Consider the following 18804-nt stretch of genomic DNA (forward strand, 5'->3'; position numbering starts at 1 on the left):
ACGCACCATGGGCATCAGTCGTCGAGCGTTCCTGACGGGGTCGGCCTCCGGGGCCGCCGTGCTGCTGCTCGCCGCCTGCACCACCGACGGCCCCTCCCCCGCGCCGACGACCCCGAGCAGCACGCCGACGCCCACGCCGACCCCGACCGCGACGCCCTCGGCCGGGCCGACGCCGTCCGCGTTCCGCCGCAGCGGCTGGGCCGACGACCCGTTCGCGCGGGGCTCGGGCAGCTACCTGACCACGTCGTCGTCCGACGACGACCGCGCGGCGCTCCGCCGGCCGGTCGACGACCGGGTCTTCTTCGCCGGCGAGGCCACCGCGAGCACGGCGCCGGGCACCCTCGGCGGGGCCCACGCCAGCGGCTTCGACGTCGCGGACGCCGTCGCCGGGATCGCCGAGCAGGGCGAGCGCATCGCCGTCGTCGGCGCCGGGATGTCCGGCGCGACTGCAGCCAGGAGCCTCGCGGCGCGCGGCTACGACGTCGTCGTCGTCGAGGCCCGCGACCGCGTGGGCGGCCGAGTCGCCTCGTACACCGGGGGCGACTGGCCGTTCCCCGTCCAGCTCGGCGCCGCCTCCCTCGACGGCCAGGCAGCCACGGCTCTCAGCGCCGCGCTCGCCCTCGGCCGGGTCGACACCGTGCGCCTCGGCGAGGTGCTCGAGGTGCGGTCCTCCGGCGGGCAGGCGACCTCGCTCGACGGCGTCCCCGAGCGCTCCCTCGCGTCGGCCGCCGGGTGGGCCGACGACCAGGCGGCCTCCGTGACGGTCGCGCAGGCCGTCGCCGGCGCCGGCGCCGGGCCCGAGCAGCAGTCGCTCGAGCCCGACTCCACGGGCGTGTCCGACGCCGCCCGCCTCCAGTTCGTGCTCGACGAGGCGCTGCCCGTCCGCTGGGGCGCCGGGCCGGACGACCTCGCCGAGCGACAGGACCCGGGCGACGTCGGCGAGCTCGTCGCCGCCGACCTCGGCAGCCTGTTCCCGCTCGGCGAGCCGTTCGTCACCGGCGACCTGTCCGCGTTCGTCGAGGCGCAGCTCGACGGCCTCGACGTGCTGCGGGGCAGCACGGTGGCCCGGATCCAGTACGGCGACCGCGGCGTCGGCCTCCGCCTCGCCACCGGCGAGAGCCTGTCGGTCGACCGCGTCGTGGTCACCCTGCCGCTGGGCGTCCTGAAGGAGGGGACGACCGAGTTCGCCCCGGAGCTGCCGACCACGCACACGGCGGCGATCGAGACGCTCGGCGTCGCCCAGCAGGAGGTGCTCTGGCTGCGCTTCGACGAGCGCGCCTGGAGCACGGAGGCGACGGTGCTGACCACGGTCGACGGCGCCTCGGGCTTCCGCGTCTTCGTCAACCTCATGCCCTCGACGGGCGAGCCGGTGCTCGTCGCGCTGGCGGGCGGGGACGACGCGGTCGCGAGCCTCGAGCTCGGCGACGACGAGGCCGTCGCCGACGCGCTGGCCGGCCTCGCGCCCTACTTCGACCTCGTGCCCGAGGCAGCGCCCGAGTCCACGTCCGACCCCGCCGCGGGGACGGACTCGTCGGAGGCACCGGCCGGCTGATCCTCGCCGGCGCGGCGTACCTCCGCGCCCCGGACCTCGGCGCCACCGACCTGGGCGCCGCCGACCTGGGTGCCGCCGACCTCAGCCCCCTCGGACTCGGCGCGCTGGCCGCGCCGCAGCAGCACGCCCGGCCGCGGCCCCGGCCGCAGGTGACTGAGCGCGATCAACGCCGACATGACCCCCACGATGACGCCCAGGGCGATCGCGTTGTACATCACGAACTCGTCCGGCCAGCGCACCTGCGCGGGGTCGAGGAAGAAGTACGGGTACCAGCCGACGTCCGCGCCGCGCACGATCGTCGCGATGCCCCAGACGACCGGGAACACCAGCACGACCGACAGCATCGCCCAGCTGACGCGGGTGCGCCCGGGGGCGAGCACCCAGTCGACCACGAGGAACCCGGGGATCCAGAAGTGCAGCACCTGGGTCGACCAGGGCACGCCGATCGCGAAGTCGTTGCTCAGCGACTCGACCAGGATGATGCCGTAGACGATGCCCGACACGACGACGTAGGTCGTCACCAGGGCGTGCACCGCGGCGAAGGCGCGGCCCTCGGGTCGGCCCCGGAGCGAGAGCGCCCCCGACACGGCGAGGACGAGCACGTTCGCCATGTTGCTCTGCTGCGTGAAGTACGCGAAGTAGTTGACCGTCGAGAAGGTCGAGAAGCCGAGCGTGTAGAAGAAGTACGACACGAGGGCGGCCGTGCCCACGGCGGCGACGACGAGGCGCAGCACGCCGACGACTGTTCGCACCCTGTTCACTCGCTCCTGGTAGCGCGGGGACGCCTCGGGTAGGCCTCCCGTGCAGACGACGACCCTACTAGGACGGGCCGGTCTCCCCCTGCGGGGAGACCGGCCCGTCGGCACAGCCGGGCCCGGCCCGGGGGCCGGACGGGTCAGGTCAGCTCACCTGACCTGACCTGACCTGACCTGACCGCAGCTCAGCTGGGGATGTAGTCGAACGTGTCGGGGTCGGGGCCCGTGCGCTCGCCCTTGTCGAGGTCGGTGATGGCCGCGACGTCGGCGTCGGACAGCTCGAAGTCGAAGAGCGCGAAGTTCTCCTCGACGCGCGAGCGCGTGACCGACTTCGGGAACACGATGTCGCCGCGCTGCACGTGCCAGCGCAGGGTCACCTGGGCGGTCGACTTGCCGACGCGCTCGGCGATCTCGACGAGGGTCGGGTCCTCGAGGACCTTGCCCTGGGCGATGGGCGACCACGCCTCGGTGTGGATGCCGTGCTCGACGCCGAAGAGGCGCAGCGAGTCGTTGGTGAGGTACGGGTGCACCTCGATCTGGTTGACGGCGGGCACGACGTCGGCCTCGTCCAGCAGGCGCTGCAGGTGCGGCTGGTGGAAGTTCGAGACGCCGATGGCCTTGGCGCGGCCCGTGGCGTAGATCTCCTCGAGCGCCTTCCAGGTCTCGAGGTAGTCGACGTCCGTGGTGGGCAGGGGCCAGTGGATGAGGAACAGGTCGACGTAGTCGGCGTTCAACGCCTCGAGCGTGCCGTCGAACGCCTTCAGGGCGTCGTCGCGACGGTGGAAGCCGTTGTTGAGCTTGGAGGTGACGAAGATCTCGGAGCGGTCGATGCCCGACTCGCGCAGCGCCTCGCCGACGCCTGCCTCGTTGCCGTACATCTGCGCCGTGTCGATGTGGCGGTAGCCCACCTCGAGGGCGGTGAGGGTCGCGTCCTTCGTCTGGTCGGGCTCGACCTGGTAGACGCCGAAGCCGAGCTGGGGGATCTCGACGCCGTTGTTCAGGGTGATGGTGGGGATCGATGTCATGCACCCATCGAACCACCGCCTCCTGCGGCGTTCTCAGCGACGTCACGGATCAGCCCTGGTGCATCCGGCCCGACCGTGTTACCGTTGCAGGTCGCTTGGCAACGATCCTCTCAGATCGTTCCCGACTCACGGCCCTGTCGTCCACACGCAGGCCGAGTCGAAAAGCCTGCAGATCCCGTCTGCACATCTCGAGAACCCCGGTCCGAGCCTCACCCGCTCGCCTACTCACCGGTCGTCGCCCGAGACGAGGCCCGACCAGGCTCCCCGAGCCTGAGGACATCCGTCCGCCCCACCGCCGAGAACGGCGGTCCACGCATGCCCCGCGCTGCGTGCCACGACGCTGAGCAACACAGCACACATCGAAGAAGAGAACACGCATGAACGAGAACATCACCACCCTGAGCGGCACGGTCACCACCGAGCCCGTCCTGTCCACCGCCCGCCTCGCCGAGTTCGTCGTCGTCGACGCCTCCGGCGCCGAGTTCGTCGTCCGCGCCTGGAGCGACGTCGTCACCGACGACGTCCGCGTCGGCGCGACCGTCACGGTCGAGGGCGCCCAGGGCTGGGTCATCCCCGGCCGCAGCTGGCGCCGCGAGCCGAGCCGCACCATCGTGCAGGCCTACGCCGTGAGCGCCCACGCGCTCGCCCTCGCCGCCTAGGCAGGTCCCGAGGAGGCGCGACCCGCCTCCTCGACGCCCGTCGCGCCCTGCGCGTCGACGGCGCGACAGCACGACAGACGAGAGGCCCCGGTGCACACGCACCCGGGCCTCTCGTCGTGGTCTCGTCGTCGGCAGCTCCGCTAGGCCGTGGCGAGCCCCGTGGCACGCACGAGGATCGGCCGGTGGTCGCTGATGCCGGCGGGCAGCGTGACGACGTCCTCGATGGTGAGGTCGTAGCTCGTCGCGAAGTCGAAGTGTCCCTTGACGTACTTGTAGCCGAGGTAGGTCGGCGTGCTGCTGCGGGTCAGGACGAAGCCGTCGCGCTCGATGCGCTTCTTGAGCCCGCCGTGGAACCACGGGTAGTTGAAGTCGCCGACCATGAGCATCGGCACGCCGGGCGCGAGCGCGCGCATCAGCTGGTGGGCCGACTCGACCTGCTTCTTGCGCAGCCCGTTGGTGGCGGTGAGCGGTGCGGCGTGGAACGACCCGATCAGCACGTCCGCGCCCGAGATGCGGTCGTGCAGGTGCATCGCCAGCAGGCGCTCGTGCGCGGGCGACATGACGCGGTCGTGCATGCTCTTCTTCAGCGCGTAGACGTTCGTGCCCAGCAGCTCGAAGCGGGAGCGGCGGTAGTACGCCGCGAGCCCGAGCCGGTTGTTCCGGGTCGACGCGGCGAGCGAGAACTCGCCGAACTCGTCGGGGATGTCCTTCGTGTCGGCCTCCTGCAGGCAGAGCACGTCGGCGTGGTGGTCCTCTGCGAGGGCCCGGATCTCGCCCTTGGCGGTGTGCTCGCGCAGGTTGTAGCTCACCACGCGCATGGTGTTGCCGTTCTGTCCAGTCACGAGTGACGAACCTAGTCCCTTCGTGTTTCCCGGAGGCGCAGGGTGCGCTCAGGGGCCATCCGGCGCGTCGTCCGGGGGCGGACGAGGAGACGGCCCGCACCCTCCTGGGGAAGGTGCGGGCCGCCTCCTGCACGGTCAGCCCGCAGCGGCGTCAGCCCGCTGTGGCGTCAGCCTCGGCTCAGCGCCAGGGCAGCCCCGGGAACCAGTGGTGGAACAGGTCGCCGATGGCGCCCCAGATCCAGCCGATCAGGCCGGGCAGGTCGAAGCCGCCGTGGCCGGGGCCGCCGTGGCCGGGCCCGCCGGGCTCCCCCGGGCCGGGGCCCGGGTCGACCGGCGTCTCGGGCTCCTCGCCGGTCGTGACGGTGAGGTAGCTCGCCGTGCCCGTGTCGCCGTAGACGACGCGGCCGAGGTAGCTGCTCTCGTACACGAGGTCGGACCAGGAGGCGGTGGCCGTCGTGGTCTCGCCGAGCCCGGCCTCGAGCACGGCCGGGTCGACGACGAGGCCGCCCTGAGCCGCGGCCGGGTCGAGCAGGTACGACGTCAGCGTCCAGCCGAGGTCGCCCGCGCCCGAGTAGAAGTCGACGAGCAGCACGTACTGGCCTGCCGCCGGCGTCTCCACGTCGAGCTGCTCGTCGGCCGAGCCGGTGGCCGCGGCCCCGACCAGCTCGTCGGGCTGGCCCGACGCGTCGGCCGTGTACAGCAGCAGGTCGAGGTCGGCCGTGTCCTCGGCCGAGTCGAGCACGAAGCGCGCGTGCGTCGTGCCCTCGGCGACCGTGAGCGGCACCTGGGCGGCGTCGGCGCCGGCGGTGCCGGAGCCCGTCGCGACCTGGCCGAGGGCGAGGCCCTCGGCGGCGAGCGGCAGCGACAGGGCGTCGCCGGCGGTCACGTCGACCGTCGCCTCGCCCGTCACGCCCTCGCCCGCGAACTCCGCGGCGACGTCCAGCTGGACGGGCCGCACCGCGAGCGGGCTGCGCGCGTCCCGGGTGCCGTCGGTCCACGTCAGGTAGCCGGTGGCGAACTCGTCGAGCGCGGCCGTGGTGCGGGTGAAGGTGACCGTGTAGTCCTGAGTCTCGCCTGCCTCCCCGAAGGTCAGCGTCGAGGGCGAGACCTCGGCCGTGACGCCGGCCATGGTGACCGGCTCGGCCGTCCAGGTGCCGGGGCTCGTCGCCGTGACCGACCGGGTGACCGTCGTCGTGCCCGCGAGCGAGCCGACGCTGATCGAGGGGAGGTTCAGCGACGAGTCGGTGCCCTCGATCGTGTCGATCGAGTCGACGTACGCCTGCCAGTCGGCCGTCCCGCTGCGGTAGAGCAGGCCCGGGTCGAGGAAGGCCGTGGGGTCGACGTGGCCGGCGCCCTGGGCGAAGACGTCCTGGGTCGGGGCGCCGTCGGCTCCGACGAGGTCGTAGGCGGTGGTCATCATCGCCGACTTCACCTCGGCCGGGGTCCAGTCGGGGTGCACGGTGCGCGACAGGTAGAGCGCCGCGAGGCCCGCGACGTGCGGCGACGACATCGACGTGCCCGAGAGGAACTCGAAGCTGCCGGGCTCGCCGGCGGCGTTGGCGCCGTCGGCGAGGATCGCGACGCCGGGCGCGGAGATGTCGGGCTTCAGCAGGTTGCCGCCGTCCGCCGTCACCGGGCCGCGCGACGAGAAGCCGGCGATCTGGGGCGTGGCGGGCTCGGGCAGGCCGGCGGGGTTGCCGTCGACGAGGGTGACCGTCGCGCCCTCGGTGGCCGCGTAGGCGTGCAGGGCGTCGTAGGACGCCGCGTCGACGTGGACCGTGGGGACGACGTGCTCGTCGAGGTCGACCGAGCTGGGCGCGGGGTTCACGAGCAGCATCCCGACGCCGCCGATGCGCTCGACCTCGGCGCTCTTGGCCGTGCGGTCGTAGACGCCGCGGTCGCAGAGCACGATCGCGCCGGAGGCGGCGGCCGCGTCGGCGTCGAGCGAGTCGGGACGGCAGAGGGCCGCGTCGGCCGCCGTCGCCCCGTCGACCGCGAGGGTCGCCGCGTCGACGAGGGGGCCGCTGACGCCCTCGGCGCCGGTCGGCACCGTGATCGAGCCGCCGAGGTACGAGGCGCCGTCGCCGGTCAGGGCCGTGGCCGCGTAGCTCGGGACCGTGCTCGCGGCGACGGTGGTGATCCAGGGCGCCGCGTTGTCCGCGGTCGTCGGGGTGGGGCCGTCGTTGCCGGCCGAGGCCGCGACGAAGACGCCCGCCGAGGCCGCACCGAGGAACGCCTGGTCGGTGGCCGAGAAGGTGCTCGTCGCGCCGCCTCCGCCGATCGAGTAGTTGATGACGTCGACGCCGTCGGTCACCGCGGCCTCGATGGCCGCGACGAGGTCGAGCGTGGCGCAGCCGTCGTCGTCTGTGGCGACCCGGTCGGGGCCGTCCCAGCAGACCTTGTAGGCCGCGATCTTCGCGGCCGGTGCCACCCCGGAGATGGTGCCGAAGTCGCGGTCGCCGATGGTCACCTCGACGTCGGCGTTGCCCGCCGCGGTCGAGGCCGTGTGCGAGCCGTGGCCGTTGCCGTCACGGGGCGAGAGGTACTCGCCCTGCTCCTCCGTGCCGATGTTGTCGACGCCGAAGCCGTCGACGAAGTAGCGCGCGCCGACCAGCTTCGTGTTGCAGTCGGAGGCGGTGAACTGGACGCCCGTCTGGCAGACGCCGGTGAAGGTGCCGCCGTCGCCCTTGTCGTAGACGATCGAGTCGCCCTCGAGGTGCGGCTCGGCGCTGTCCTGCTCGCCGAGCGAGTCGCCCGCGAACGAGGCGTTGCCCGCGGCGATGCCCGAGTCGATGATCCCGACCACGACGCCGTCGCCCGCGGAGTCACGGCCGCCGATCTCGTCCCACACGCCGCCGTTCCCCTCGGCGTCGCCGAGCCCGAGGAACTCGGTCGAGGGCGTCGCCTGGAGCTTCAGCAGCTCGTTCTTCGACACGGCCGCGACCGACGGGTCGGCGGCGAGCGCCCGCGCCTGGTCGGCGCTGAGGTCGGCGGCGAACGCGTTCGTCGTCACCGAGAAGTGCGCGTCGACCGTGGCGCCGACCGCCCCGGCCACGTCGGCCTGGGTCTGCTCGAGGTGCTCGGACCACTCCTGCACCGGCGCGGCCGACGCGTCGAGGCGCGCGCCCTCGGGGGCGGCGGTGGCGGCGAAGCCGGCCTTGCCTCCCTCGTAGGTCGCGGCCGCGGGCTCGCGCAGCGTGACGATGTACGACCCGCTCGCGAACTGGGAGTCGCCGACCACGGCGGGACCGTCGGCCGCCAGGGCCGAGGTGGCCGGCAGCGCGACGACGCCGGCGGCGACGAGTCCCGAGATGAGCAGTGCGGAGAGTGGAGCCTTCGGCCGTCGTCGGCCGGACGATGTGATCACAGGGTGCCTTCCGGGTGCCGCACCCGGTCGGGCACGGTCGATCCGTAAGAATTACCTGAGAATGCGACGCCCCTCAACCGGGGGCCATGGCCGAACCCGGCCACTGTCCTCGACCGGCCACGGAATTTACACGGACGCAGCCGAACGGGGTACGCCCGGTCCCCCACGATGCCCACTGGACAAGGCCGTCCGCCGACCCGCGCCTCCTCGACGGGGTACGAGGCGAGGAGGCGCGGCGCGGCCGGTCAGCGCGCGCGTCAGCCGAGGGGGGCGTACGTCAGACCCAGCCGCGTCGCGCCGCCTCGACCCCCGCGTGGAAGCGGTTGCTCGCGCCGAGCTCGTCGAACAGGTCGCGCAGGCGACGGCGCAGGGTCCGGGGCGAGATCCCGAGCTGGCGGGCGATGACGTCGTCGGTCGCGCCCGCGGCCACGAACGCGAGCAGGTCGCGCTCGTCGACGGTCGGGGCGCGGAGGCCGGTCGCCGGGTCGGCCGGGCCGTCGGCGGCGACACGGCCGGCCCCGGCTCCGAGCACGTCGGACGAGACGCCGGGGCCCGAGCCCTGCGTCGCCGCCGCGAGCCGGGCCGCGACCTCGGACCAGTCGACGGCGGCGTCGGCACCCTCGCCCGAGGCGCCGGCCGTCTCGGCCAGGGCGGGCACGGGGACGGCCGTCCGCCAGCGCGACTCGAACAGGTCGCAGAGGGCGGCGATCAGCGCGGGCGACTCCGTGAGGAGGGCCTCGGGGGCGGCCGTCGGGTCGTCGAGCGGCCCGACCGACACGAGCGCGACCTGGCGGTCGGCGATCGCGAGCTTGACCGGCAGGTCGTGGGTGACCCGCGCCTCCTCGCCGTCCGCCCCGAGGCGGTGGACGCCCTGCAGGCTGCCGTCGACCGTGAAGCTCGCGACCGTGTAGATCGCCCGCCAGTGCACGCCGCGGTTGAGCGCACCGCGCTCGACGGACTCGTTCGTGGCGACCACGTACGGTGGCCGGTCGAACGCGAGGAACTCGCCCCTCGCCCGGTGCTGCAGCCGGGAGTACCAGTCGCCCACCGCCGCGTGGCCGGTCAGCACCGTCGTCGTGCCCGACGGGTCGGCCACCCGACGGCCGTCGTCGAAGAGGGCGCCGAGGCCCGAGACGGCGGTGCGGGCGTCGGCGAGCTGCTCGTCGTGGGCGGCCACGAGGGCGGACACGGCGACGCGGGGGTCGACGGCGCCGTAGCCGGGGGCCTGTCGGCCGTGGCCCTCGGCGGTGCGGTGCACGAGGCCGATGTTGCGCAGCTGCTCGAGGGCGGTGACGACGACGGCGTCGTCCAGCTCGCGGGCGGAGGCGATGGCGGCGACGTCGACGGTGTCGCCGCAGGTGAGCACGAACTCGTAGACCGCGGCGGTGACCGGGTCGATGCCGAGCGCGGCGAGGGAGGGCAGGGTCATCTGGCCATCGTGCCCTGCCGGGGCGCCCCGTGGCGACCCCGCAGGCCCGGCTGGCCCGACTGGCCCCTGGGCGACCCCGGCGTGCCCCGGGGCCGCCCCGCCGCCCGTCGCGGGGTAACGTCTTCCGGATGACCAGCTTCGGGGACGCTCCGTGAGCGACGGGGCGACCACCGCCTCCTCGCTGCGCCCCGACGTCCGTCGGCGCCGGTCGCCGGACCTCGCGTCGTGGCTGCCCGCCCGCTGGTCGACGGTGCTGACCGTCTACCTGGCGTCGCGGGTCTTCTCCCTGGTGCTGCTCGCCGTGGTCTGGGAGGTCGCGCGCCTCGCCGGCGTCGAGTTCCGGACGCCGGGCGCGGAGCTCTCGCTGCTCGACTTCACCACGTCGTGGGACGCCGACCGCTACCGGACGATCGCCCTCCAGGGCTACCCGACGGTGCTGCCGACCGACGCGGCGGGGAACGTGCTGCCGAACGAGTGGGCGTTCCTGCCGGTGTTCCCGACGCTCTGCCACCTGCTGATGGTGGCGACGGGCATGCCGTTCAGCGGCGCCGCCCTGCTGCTGTCGACGGCCTTCGGGGCTGGAGCCGCGCTCGTCCTCTACCGGCTCGTCGACCGGGCCGTCGGGCACCGCGGCGCGATCTGGGCCGTGCTGCTGCTCTGCTTCGGGCCTCTGGGGTTCCTGTTCTCCGTCGGGTACGCGGAGGGGCTGATGCTGTTCCTCCTGTTCGGGGGCGTGCTCGCGATGCAGCAGCGTCGGTACGGGCTCGTGCTGGCGTGCGGCGTGGTGGCGGCGTTCACGCGGCCGGGAGCGCTGGCACTGGCACTGGCGCTGGCCGTGCACCTGGTGGTGCGCTGGCGGACGGAGCGGGATGCGGGCCCGTCGTCAGGCACCGGGCCTGCCGCCGGGGCGTCGTCGGCGTCGTCGCTGAGGCTTCGGCCGTGGCCGTGGCAGGTGCTGCCCCGGCGCGACCTCGTGCAGATCGTGACGGCGGGAGCGGCCGTCGCCGCGGCCGGGCTCGCCTGGCCCGTCGTCGCGCACCTCGCCACCGGGCAGCACGACGCCTACCTGCAGACGGAGATGGCGTGGTGGGTCGACTACGTCGGCCGCCCGGCCTTCGTGCCGCTGACGCCGTGGTTCCTGCTCGCCGGCCGGTGGCTCGGCATCGCAGGCATCGCCCTCGTGCTCGCGCTGCTCGTGCTCGCCAGCGTGTGGTTCACCCGCCGGTCGACGCTGCGCCTCGGCCACGAGACCGTCGCGTTCACGGCGAGCTTCGCGCTCTACCTCGTGGCGGTGTTCCTGCCGCAGCAGAGCCTGTTCCGGCTGCTGCTGCCGCTGACGCCGCTGCTCGGCGCACCGGCGGTCTCCGAGCGGCCCGCCGTCCGCCGGACGCTGCTCGTCGGCGGGATCGTGCTGCAGCCGGTGGCGGTCGTGCTGCTCTGGCTGTACGTCGCGCCGTAGCCGCAGTCGTCTCACGTGCCCCGTCCGGGGGTGTTCACCTGACGCACCGCGTCCGTTCACCGGGCGGACACGACCGCGGGTTCTGCTGGGCTCGGACGTGCAGGGAGTGCACGCCCACTCGCGACCACGATCACTGGAGCAGACACGTGACCCCCACGAACACCCGCCGCCGCCGCGCGGCACTGGCCACGGGGGCGGCGGCGACCCTCGCCTCCTTCGCCCTCGTCCTCAGCCCGGCCGTCGCCCTCGCGGCGACTCCGGCCGACGTCGCCGACAACGGCGGGGCCGCCCGCAGCGCCGACGACAGCACGGCCGCCCTGCTCGAGTCGGTGAAGGCCGGACCGGCGAAGAACGTCATCCTGCTGATCGGCGACGGCATGGGCGACAGCGAGATCACGTCGGCCCGCAACTACGCCTACGGCGCCGGCGGGACCCTGCCCGGCATCGACGCCCTCCCCCTCACGGGCCAGTACACGACCTACTCGCTCGGCAAGGACGGCAAGCCCGACTACGTGCCCGACTCCGCCGCGACCGGCTCGGCCTGGGCCACCGGCACGAAGACCTACGACAACGCGATCTCGGTCGACATCGCGGGCACCCCGCAGGACACGCTCGTCGAGATCGCCAAGGCCAACGGCCTCAAGACCGGCAACGTCTCGACCGCCGAGCTGCAGGACGCGACCCCGGCCGTGCAGGCGGCCCACGTCGCGGCACGCAGCTGCTACGGCCCCGACACGGTCGCGGCATGTGGCAAGGACGCGCTCGACCAGGGCGGCCTCGGCTCGATCAGCGAGCAGATCATCGGCACCCGCGCCGACCTCACCCTCGGCGGAGGCGCGGCGTCGTTCCGCCAGACGGCGCGCGCCGGGCAGTGGACCGGCCAGACCCTCGACGCCCAGGCGACCGACCGCGGCTACCAGCGGATCACCGACCAGGCCGGCCTCGACGCCCTGACGGCCGCCGACCAGACCGCTCCGGTGCTCGGCACCTTCGCGGACGGCAACTTCCCCACGCGCTTCGCCTCGACGACCGCGACCGTGGGAGGCGCCGACCTCGCACCGCAGACCTGCCAGCCGAACCCGGCACGGCTCAGCACCGACCTGTCGCTCGCCTCGCTGACCGAGAAGTCGATCGACCTGCTCGACGGCGACGACGGCTTCTTCCTGCAGGTCGAGGGCGCCTCCATCGACAAGCGCGACCACAGCGCCGACGCGTGCGGCCAGATCGGCGAGGTGCTCGACCTCGACGAGGCGGTCCGCTCGGCCCTCGACTTCGCCGAGGCCGACGGCGAGACGCTCGTCATCGTCACGGCCGACCACGCCCACACCAGCCAGATCGTCGACTCGACTCCCCCGGCCACGCTCAGCACCGCGCTGACCACCGTCGACGGCAGCACCATGAAGATCGCCTACGGCACCGCCGCGGCGGGCGGGTCGCAGCAGCACACCGGCACGCAGCTGCGCGTCGCCGGCTACGGCCCCGGAGCCGCGAACGTCGTCGGCCTGATCGACCAGACCGACAACTTCTTCACCATCGCGAACGCGCTGCAGCTCGACCGCGACCTGGTCTCGCTGAGCGCCGACGCGACGATCGCCGCGCCGACGCAGGTCGCGCCGGGCGCCACGTTCGACGTGGTCGTCTCGGGCCTCGACGGCGACCGCCAGGCGTCGGGCACCTTCGACGGGGCCAGCCTCGGCACGGTCGACGTGATCGACGGAGTCGCGACGTTCACCGTGACGGCACCGGCCACGCTGGGCGACCGGACGGTCACGGTCACGGGCGTGCAGACGCGCACCGTGCGGAGCGCCGCGGTCTCGGTCGTGGCCGACCCCGTCGCCTCGCCGTCGCCCTCCGCTCCCGCCACCGGCGGGGCCGGCGGCACCGGCACCGGCGTCGGCGGCTCGGGCTCCGGCACGGCCGCGGGCTCCGGCCCGCTCGCCTTCACCGGCTCGGACGCGCTCCCCGCCCTCGTGCTCGCGCTGCTGCTCGCGGGCGCCGGCACGGTGCTCGTGGCACGTCGGCGACGCCGCACCCTGATCGACCACTCGGGGCTGTAGCCCCGGCGGGAGATCGACGGGAGGCGCGGGTCCGACAGGGCCCGCGCCTCCTGCACGTCCCGGTCCCTGCGGAGAACCGCGTCGACCCGTCCGGTCGACGGATCAGGTCACGTCGTCGCGGCCCCGGCTCCGCGCCCTCCGGCCGCGCCGCCCGCGACGTCGTCTCCTGACTCCTCGACACGACGCGGGCCGACCGGCTGCGTCGAGGACTCAGGCGACGGCGGTCGACCACAGTCGCGACGCCGTCCGGCGGGACCGCGGACGACGTCGTCTCCTGGCTCCTCGACACGACGCGGCCCGACCGGCTGCGTCGAGGACTCAGGCGACGGCGGTCGACCACAGTCGCGACGCCTTCCGGCGGGAGCGCGGACGACGTCGTCTCCTGAACGCCCGACGTCCGGTGACATCGGGGCCGGCGGGCAGGTCGGCCAGCCGGGGCCTACGCGGCGACGCGGGCGTGCGCGTCGGCCAGCAGCTCGACCGAGCGCAGGCGGGCCGACGTGGCGAGGGACGAGTGCGCGACGATGACCTCGTCCGCGTCGGCGCTGCGGGCGAACTCGGCGACGTAGTCCGCCACCTCCTCGCCCGTGCCGACGCCGGTGAAGGTCGTCATGCTGGCGACGTGCGCCCCGACGGGCGTGCGGAGCAGGTGGTCGAGCTCGTCGTCGCCGAAGGTCCGGTCGACCGTGATCTGCCCGCTCTGGCGCAGCAGCATGAGCAGGCGGGCGCGCTTCACATCGGCGAGCTGCCGGTGAGCCTCGTCCGAGTCGTCGGAGGCGATGGCGTTGACGCCGGCGATCACGTACGGGGCGTCGAGCTGGGTCGACGGCTGGAACTCGCGGCGGTAGATCGCCACGGCGTCGTGCAGCATGTCCGGCGCGAAGTGCGACGCGAACGCGAACGGCAGGCCGAGCGCGGCGGCGAGCTGCGCCCCGAAGGTCGACGAGCCGAGGATGTACAGCGGCACGTTCGTCCCGGCGCCGGGAGTGGCGCTGACACCGGGGATGCGCGACTGCCCGGCGAGGAAGGCCTGCAGCTCGACGACGTCCTGCGGGAACCGCTCGGACGACGCCGGGTCGCGGCGCAGCGCCCGGAACGTCTGCTGGTCGCTGCCGGGAGCGCGGCCGAGGCCGAGGTCGATGCGCCCCGGGTGCAGGGTCTCGAGGGTGCCGAACTGCTCGGCGATGGTCAGCGGCGAGTGGTTCGGCAGCATCACGCCGCCCGAGCCGAGCCGGATCGTCGACGTCTGGCTCGCCACGTGGGCGATCAGCACCGACGTCGCGCTCGACGCGATCGTCGCCATGTTGTGGTGCTCCGCGTACCAGACGCGTCGGTACCCGCTCTTCTCGGCCTGCTGCGCAAGGGCGACGGACGCCGCGAAGCTGTCGCGCGCCGTCTCTCCGGGTGCGATGGGGGCGAGGTCCAGGATCGAGAGGGGAACGGTCATGCCGACTGCAACCACGGAGGCGCGGGTGGTGTTCCCACGGGTGCTGCGCAGACGAACGAGGAGGCGGCCCGCGCCGTCCCTCGGGACCGCACGGACCGCCTCCTCGGCTGGCTCTCCCGGCTGCTACAGGCCGCGTGCCAGACGGTGGTACGCGGCGTTCCAACGCACCTCGCGCGTGAACTCGCGCATGGTGGTGTGCTCGTCGATGATCAGCAGCTCGGTCTCGAGGATGCGCGCCAGGTCCTCGAAGGCCTCGAGTCCGACGGACGTCGACATCACGGTGTGGTGGGCGGCGCCGGCCGTGAGCCAGGCCTCGGCCGAGACGGCGAACGACGGGCGGGGCTCCCAGACGGCACGGCCGACGGGCAGGTTCGGCAGGTCGGCGTCGGGCGCGACCACGTCGACGACGTTGACCGTGAGGCGGAAGCGGTCGCGCACGTCGCTCATCGCGACGACGACGGCCTCGCCGGGGTCGGCCGTGAAGACGAGTCGGACCGGGTCGTCCTTGCCGCCGATGCCGAGCTCGTGCACCTCGAGGGAGGCGCGGGCCGAGCTCAGCGACGGGCTCACCTCGAGCATGTGCGCGCCGAGGATCTTCTCGGCGCCGGGCACGAGGTGGTAGGTGTAGTCCTCCATCAAGGAGGCGCCCCCCGGCAGGCCGGCGCCCATCACGGCAGCGGCGCGCACCAGCACCGAGGTCTTCCAGTCGCCCTCGGCGCCGAAGCCGTAGCCCTCGGCCATCAGGCGCTGCACGGCGAGGCCGGGGAGCTGCTTCAGCGCCCCCAGGTCCTCGAAGTTGGTCGTGAAGGCGCCGAAGCCGCCCGCCTCGAGGAACGAGCGCAGCCCGATCTCGATCGCGGCGCCGTCGCGCAGCGACTGGTGGCGCTCGCCCCCGGCACGCAGCTCGGGGACGACGTCGTACTCGCGCTCGTACAGGGCGACGAGGTCGTCGACCGCGGACTCGGGGGCCGCGGCCACCGCCTCCGCCAGCTCGTTGACGCCCCAGGTGTTGACCTGCACGCCGAAGGCGAGCTCGGCCTCGGTCTTGTCGCCCTCGGTGACGGCGACGAAGCGCATGTTGTCGCCGAAGCGGGCGAGCTTCAGCGAGCGCATGGCGGCGGCGCCGGCAGCGGCACGCATCCAGGTGCCGACCTGCTGCTGCACGCGAGGGTCGCTGACGTGGCCGACGACGGTCTTGCGCGGGGCGCCGAGGCGGGTCTGGACGTAGCCGAACTCGCGGTCGCCGTGCGCGGCCTGGTTCAGGTTCATGAAGTCGAAGTCGATCTCGGCCCAGGGCAGCTCGACGTTCGCCTGCGTGTGCAGGTGCAGCAGGGGCTTGCGGAGGGCGTCGATGCCGCCGATCCACATCTTGGCGGGGCTGAACGTGTGCATCCAGGCGGTGACGCCGATCACGGAGTCGTCGAGGTTCGCCTCGAGCATGGTGCGCTTGATCGTCTCGGCGTCGGTGAGGACGGGCTTCCAGACCAGCTCGACGGGCACGCCCGAGGCTTCGGCGAGCTCGTCGGCGATGGCCTTCGACTGCTCGGCGACCTGGCGGAGCGTCTCCTCGCCGTAGAGGCCCTGGCTGCCGGTGAGGAACCAGACCTGCTTCGAGGCGAGGAAGGCCTCGGGGTCGACGACGTGGGAGGGGGTGGTGCTGGTGGTGTCGATGCTCATGCGAGTGCTCCTGAGGGCTTCTGGCCGTAGACGTTCTGGTAGCGGTCGAAAAGAGCGTCGATGCTCTCGGCCGGGATGGGGATCGGCTCGCCGAGCTGGCGGCTGAGGTGGATCGTGCGGGCGACGTCCTCGGTCATGACGGCGGCCTTGACGGCGTCGCGGGCGTCCTTCCCGATCGTGAAGACGCCGTGGTTCTGCATCAGGACGGCGCGGCTGCGGTGGCCGTCCAGCGTGCCGACGACGCCCTCGCCGATCGACTCGTCGCCGATGATCGCGAAGGGGCCGATCGGGATCTCGCCGCCGAACTCGTCGGCCATCGCGGTGATCACGCACGGGATCGACTCGCCGCGGGCGGCCCAGGCCGTGGCGTAGGTGGAGTGCGTGTGCACGACTCCCCCGACCTTCGGCATGTGGCGGTAGACGTAGGCGTGCGCCGCGGTGTCGCTCGACGGGCTGCGCTCGCTGCCGGGGCTGCCCTCGACGACGGTGCCGTCGAGGTGGCAGAGGATCTGGTTCTCGGGCGTCAGCTCGTCGTAGTCGACGCCGCTCGGCTTGATCACGAACAGGTTCGTGCCGGGCACGCGCTGCGAGACGTTGCCGCCCGTCCAGACCACGAGGCCGTACCGGGTCAGCTCGGCGTGCAGGTCGCAGACGGCGCGACGCGTCTCGTCGATGGCGGTCTCGGTGGCGCGGTCGATGAAGCTCACGCGGTCACCTCCGCGGCGGTGCCGACGGTGTCGGCGGCGGCCGAGCCGCCGGAGGCGGCGGGCGCCTCGGGCTCGGCGACCGGTGCGCGCGAGCCGCCCCGCGCCTCCCTGCTGATCGCCCTGAGGCGGTGCATCACGTCGTTGCCGCCGCGTCCGAACCAGTCGTGCAGCAGCAGGTACTCGGCGTAGAGCGCGTCGTACGCGTCGGCGGCGGCGGGGTCGGGCGTGTAGGAGGCGCGGTCCAGGCTGCCCATCGCGTCGCTGGCCACGCGGGTGTCCGGGTAGGCACCTGCGGCGACGGCGGCGTGGATCGCGGAGCCGAGCGCGGGGCCCTGCTCGCTGCGGATCGTGGAGATCGGCATGCGGAGCACGTCGCTGTAGGTCTGCATGAGGTGGCGGTTCTTGAGCAGGCCGCCGGCGGCGATGAACTCGGTGACGGGGACGCCGGAGTCGTTGAAGGCCTCGACGATGCGTCGCGTGCCGAAGGCCGTGGCCTCGAGCAGCGCCCGGTAGCCGTCCTCGGGGGCGGTGCCGAGCGTCTGGCCGACGATCACGCCGCTCAGCTCGTGGTCGACGAGCACCGAGCGGTTGCCGCTGTGCCAGTCGAGCGCGACGAGGCCGTGGGCGCCGACGGGCTGCTCGTAGGCGAGGTCGGTCAGGTACTGGTGCACGCTGGTGCCGGCCGCCTCCGCCGCGTCGACCGACGACTGCGGCACCTGGTTGCGGACGTACCAGGCGAAGATGTCGCCGACGCCGGACTGACCGGCCTCGTAGCCGTAGAAGCCCTCGGTGATGCCGCCGTCGACGACGCCGCACATGCCGGGGACCTCGGCCAGCTCGGCGCCGTTCATGACGTGGCAGGTGCTCGTGCCCATGATCGCGACCATCTGGCCGGGCTGCGTGGCCTTGGCGGCGGGGGCCGTGACGTGGGCGTCGACGTTGCCGACGGCGACGGCGATGCCCTCGGGCAGGCCGGTCCAGCCGGCCGCCTCCGCGGTCAGCGTGCCGGCGGCGTCGCCGAGGGCGCCGATCTCGTGCACGACCTTCGTCTCGGCGAAGTCGGCGAAGTCGGGGTTGAGCGCGGCGAGGAACTCGCGGCTCGGGTACTCGCCGTCCTGCAGGATGCCCTTGTAGCCGGCCGTGCAGGCGTTGCGGACGTAGCGGCCGCTGAGCTGCCAGATGATCCAGTCGGCCGCCTCGACCCAGTGCTCGGTCGCGGCGTAGATCTCCGGGTCCTCCTCGAGCAGCTGGAGCCCCTTGGCGAACTCCCACTCGCTCGAGATGAGCCCGCCGTAGCGCGGCAGCCACGACTCGCCGCGCTCGCGGGCGAGCTCGTTGATGCGGTCGGCCTGGCCCTGGGCGGCGTGGTGACGCCACAGCTTGACGTAGGCGTGCGGCCGGTCGGCGAACTGCTCGAGCTCGTTGAGGGGCGTGCCGTCGGCCGTCGTGGGGACCATCGTGCAGGCGGTGAAGTCGGTGCCGATGCCGATGACGGAGGCCGGGTCGATGCCGGACTCGGCCAGGGCTCGGGGCACGGCCTGCTTGAGCACGTCGACGTAGTCGCTCGGCACCTGCAGCGCCCAGTCGGCAGGCAGTCGCGCCCCGCCGACGGGCAGGGTGCGGTCGACCACGGCGTGCGAGTACTCGTGGGTGGCGGTGCCGAGCTCGGCCCCGTCGGACACGCGGACGACGACCGCCCGTCCGCTCAGCGTGCCGAAGTCGACGCCGACGACGTGTGCGTCGGGCGCGGCGGTGGTGTCTGCCATGGAACGTCCTTGTCCTGGTGGTGCGAGCCCCGGAGGGGCGGGTCTGGTGGGGGGCCCACGCG

At 73.5% G+C, this 18804-nt stretch carries 13 protein-coding genes; 4 read left to right on the forward strand and 9 right to left on the reverse strand.

Annotated features, from left to right (window positions below; all coding sequences use genetic code 11):
- Positions 1 to 7: 7 nt before the first annotated feature.
- On the forward strand, positions 8 to 1552 hold the full coding sequence (locus IFT77_RS05605; protein ID WP_197980404.1) for an FAD-dependent oxidoreductase: 1545 nt from the start codon (positions 8 to 10) through the stop codon (positions 1550 to 1552).
- On the opposite strand, the gene IFT77_RS05610 is transcribed toward IFT77_RS05605, so the two are convergent.
- Both IFT77_RS05610 and IFT77_RS05615 read right to left on the reverse strand, forming a co-directional pair.
- The gene (locus IFT77_RS05610) at positions 1465 to 2304 is read right to left on the reverse strand and encodes a Pr6Pr family membrane protein (protein WP_192169398.1); all 840 of its coding nucleotides are present in this window, start codon (positions 2302 to 2304) and stop codon (positions 1465 to 1467) included. The genes IFT77_RS05605 and IFT77_RS05610 overlap by 88 nt on opposite strands.
- 188 nt (positions 2305 to 2492) lie before the next feature.
- Complete coding sequence (locus IFT77_RS05615) at positions 2493 to 3332, reverse strand: aldo/keto reductase (protein ID WP_192042245.1); 840 nt, start codon at positions 3330 to 3332, stop codon at positions 2493 to 2495.
- Between the two features lie 377 nt (positions 3333 to 3709).
- On the opposite strand from IFT77_RS05615, the gene IFT77_RS05620 reads away from it, so the two are divergent.
- On the forward strand, positions 3710 to 3991 hold the full coding sequence (locus tag IFT77_RS05620; RefSeq protein WP_123546785.1) for a hypothetical protein: 282 nt from the start codon (positions 3710 to 3712) through the stop codon (positions 3989 to 3991).
- Positions 3992 to 4131: 140 nt separating this feature from the next.
- Here the strand turns inward: IFT77_RS05620 and IFT77_RS05625 are convergent, their stop codons facing one another.
- The 3 genes from IFT77_RS05625 to IFT77_RS16545 form a co-directional block, all read right to left on the reverse strand.
- Positions 4132 to 4833: an endonuclease/exonuclease/phosphatase family protein gene (locus IFT77_RS05625; protein WP_307802944.1), complete on the reverse strand. Its 702-nt coding sequence runs from the start codon at positions 4831 to 4833 to the stop codon at positions 4132 to 4134.
- A 178-nt stretch (positions 4834 to 5011) separates the two neighbouring features.
- Positions 5012 to 8200 (reverse strand): S8 family peptidase, encoded by a 3189-nt coding sequence (locus tag IFT77_RS05630; protein WP_192169399.1) that lies wholly within the window; start codon positions 8198 to 8200, stop codon positions 5012 to 5014.
- A gap of 277 nt (positions 8201 to 8477) precedes the next feature.
- Complete coding sequence (locus IFT77_RS16545) at positions 8478 to 9629, reverse strand: LuxR C-terminal-related transcriptional regulator (RefSeq protein ID WP_197980405.1); 1152 nt, start codon at positions 9627 to 9629, stop codon at positions 8478 to 8480.
- Positions 9630 to 9780: 151 nt separating this feature from the next.
- Here IFT77_RS16545 and IFT77_RS05640 point away from each other — a divergent pair, with 151 nt between their 5' ends.
- The gene (locus tag IFT77_RS05640) at positions 9781 to 11088 is read left to right on the forward strand and encodes a hypothetical protein (RefSeq protein ID WP_192169400.1); all 1308 of its coding nucleotides are present in this window, start codon (positions 9781 to 9783) and stop codon (positions 11086 to 11088) included.
- Positions 11089 to 11234: 146 nt separating this feature from the next.
- A complete protein-coding gene (gene phoA, locus IFT77_RS05645; RefSeq protein ID WP_371740942.1) occupies positions 11235 to 13145 on the forward strand; it encodes an alkaline phosphatase in 1911 nt (636 codons plus the stop codon).
- Between the two features lie 439 nt (positions 13146 to 13584).
- Here phoA and IFT77_RS05650 read toward each other — a convergent pair whose 3' ends face one another.
- The 4 genes from IFT77_RS05650 to araB all read right to left on the reverse strand — a co-directional run bounded on the left by IFT77_RS05650 (position 13585) and on the right by araB (position 18742).
- Positions 13585 to 14592, reverse strand: a complete 1008-nt coding sequence (locus tag IFT77_RS05650; RefSeq protein ID WP_192042735.1) for an LLM class flavin-dependent oxidoreductase — start codon at positions 14590 to 14592, stop codon at positions 13585 to 13587.
- A 123-nt stretch (positions 14593 to 14715) separates the two neighbouring features.
- A complete protein-coding gene (gene araA, locus IFT77_RS05655) occupies positions 14716 to 16269 on the reverse strand; it encodes an L-arabinose isomerase (RefSeq protein WP_192042734.1) in 1554 nt (517 codons plus the stop codon).
- Entirely contained in the window at positions 16266 to 16976 is a 711-nt protein-coding gene (locus IFT77_RS05660) for an L-ribulose-5-phosphate 4-epimerase (RefSeq protein ID WP_371740943.1), read from the reverse strand. The genes araA and IFT77_RS05660 overlap by 4 nt, the downstream gene beginning before the upstream one ends.
- Positions 16973 to 18742 (reverse strand): ribulokinase, encoded by a 1770-nt coding sequence (gene araB / locus IFT77_RS05665; protein WP_192042733.1) that lies wholly within the window; start codon positions 18740 to 18742, stop codon positions 16973 to 16975. Before araB ends, IFT77_RS05660 begins: the two co-directional genes overlap by 4 nt.
- Positions 18743 to 18804: the final 62 nt, after the last annotated feature.

The sequence above is a fragment of the Frigoribacterium sp. CFBP 13729 genome (genome assembly GCF_014841875.1).
Lineage (GTDB): Bacteria > Actinomycetota > Actinomycetes > Actinomycetales > Microbacteriaceae > Frigoribacterium.

What these genes read in the sequence shown, in the direction of transcription:
- IFT77_RS16545 (WP_197980405.1), bottom strand. Translation starts at nt 9,629, where the DNA reads ATGACCCTGCCCTCCCTCGCCGCGCTCGGCATCGACCCGGTCACCGCC.
- IFT77_RS05620 (WP_123546785.1), top strand. Translation starts at nt 3,710, where the DNA reads ATGAACGAGAACATCACCACCCTGAGCGGCACGGTCACCACCGAGCCC.
- IFT77_RS05605 (WP_197980404.1), top strand. Translation starts at nt 8, where the DNA reads ATGGGCATCAGTCGTCGAGCGTTCCTGACGGGGTCGGCCTCCGGGGCC.
- araA (WP_192042734.1), bottom strand. Translation starts at nt 16,269, where the DNA reads ATGAGCATCGACACCACCAGCACCACCCCCTCCCACGTCGTCGACCCC.
- IFT77_RS05615 (WP_192042245.1), bottom strand. Translation starts at nt 3,332, where the DNA reads ATGACATCGATCCCCACCATCACCCTGAACAACGGCGTCGAGATCCCC.
- araB (WP_192042733.1), bottom strand. Translation starts at nt 18,742, where the DNA reads ATGGCAGACACCACCGCCGCGCCCGACGCACACGTCGTCGGCGTCGAC.
- IFT77_RS05650 (WP_192042735.1), bottom strand. Translation starts at nt 14,592, where the DNA reads ATGACCGTTCCCCTCTCGATCCTGGACCTCGCCCCCATCGCACCCGGA.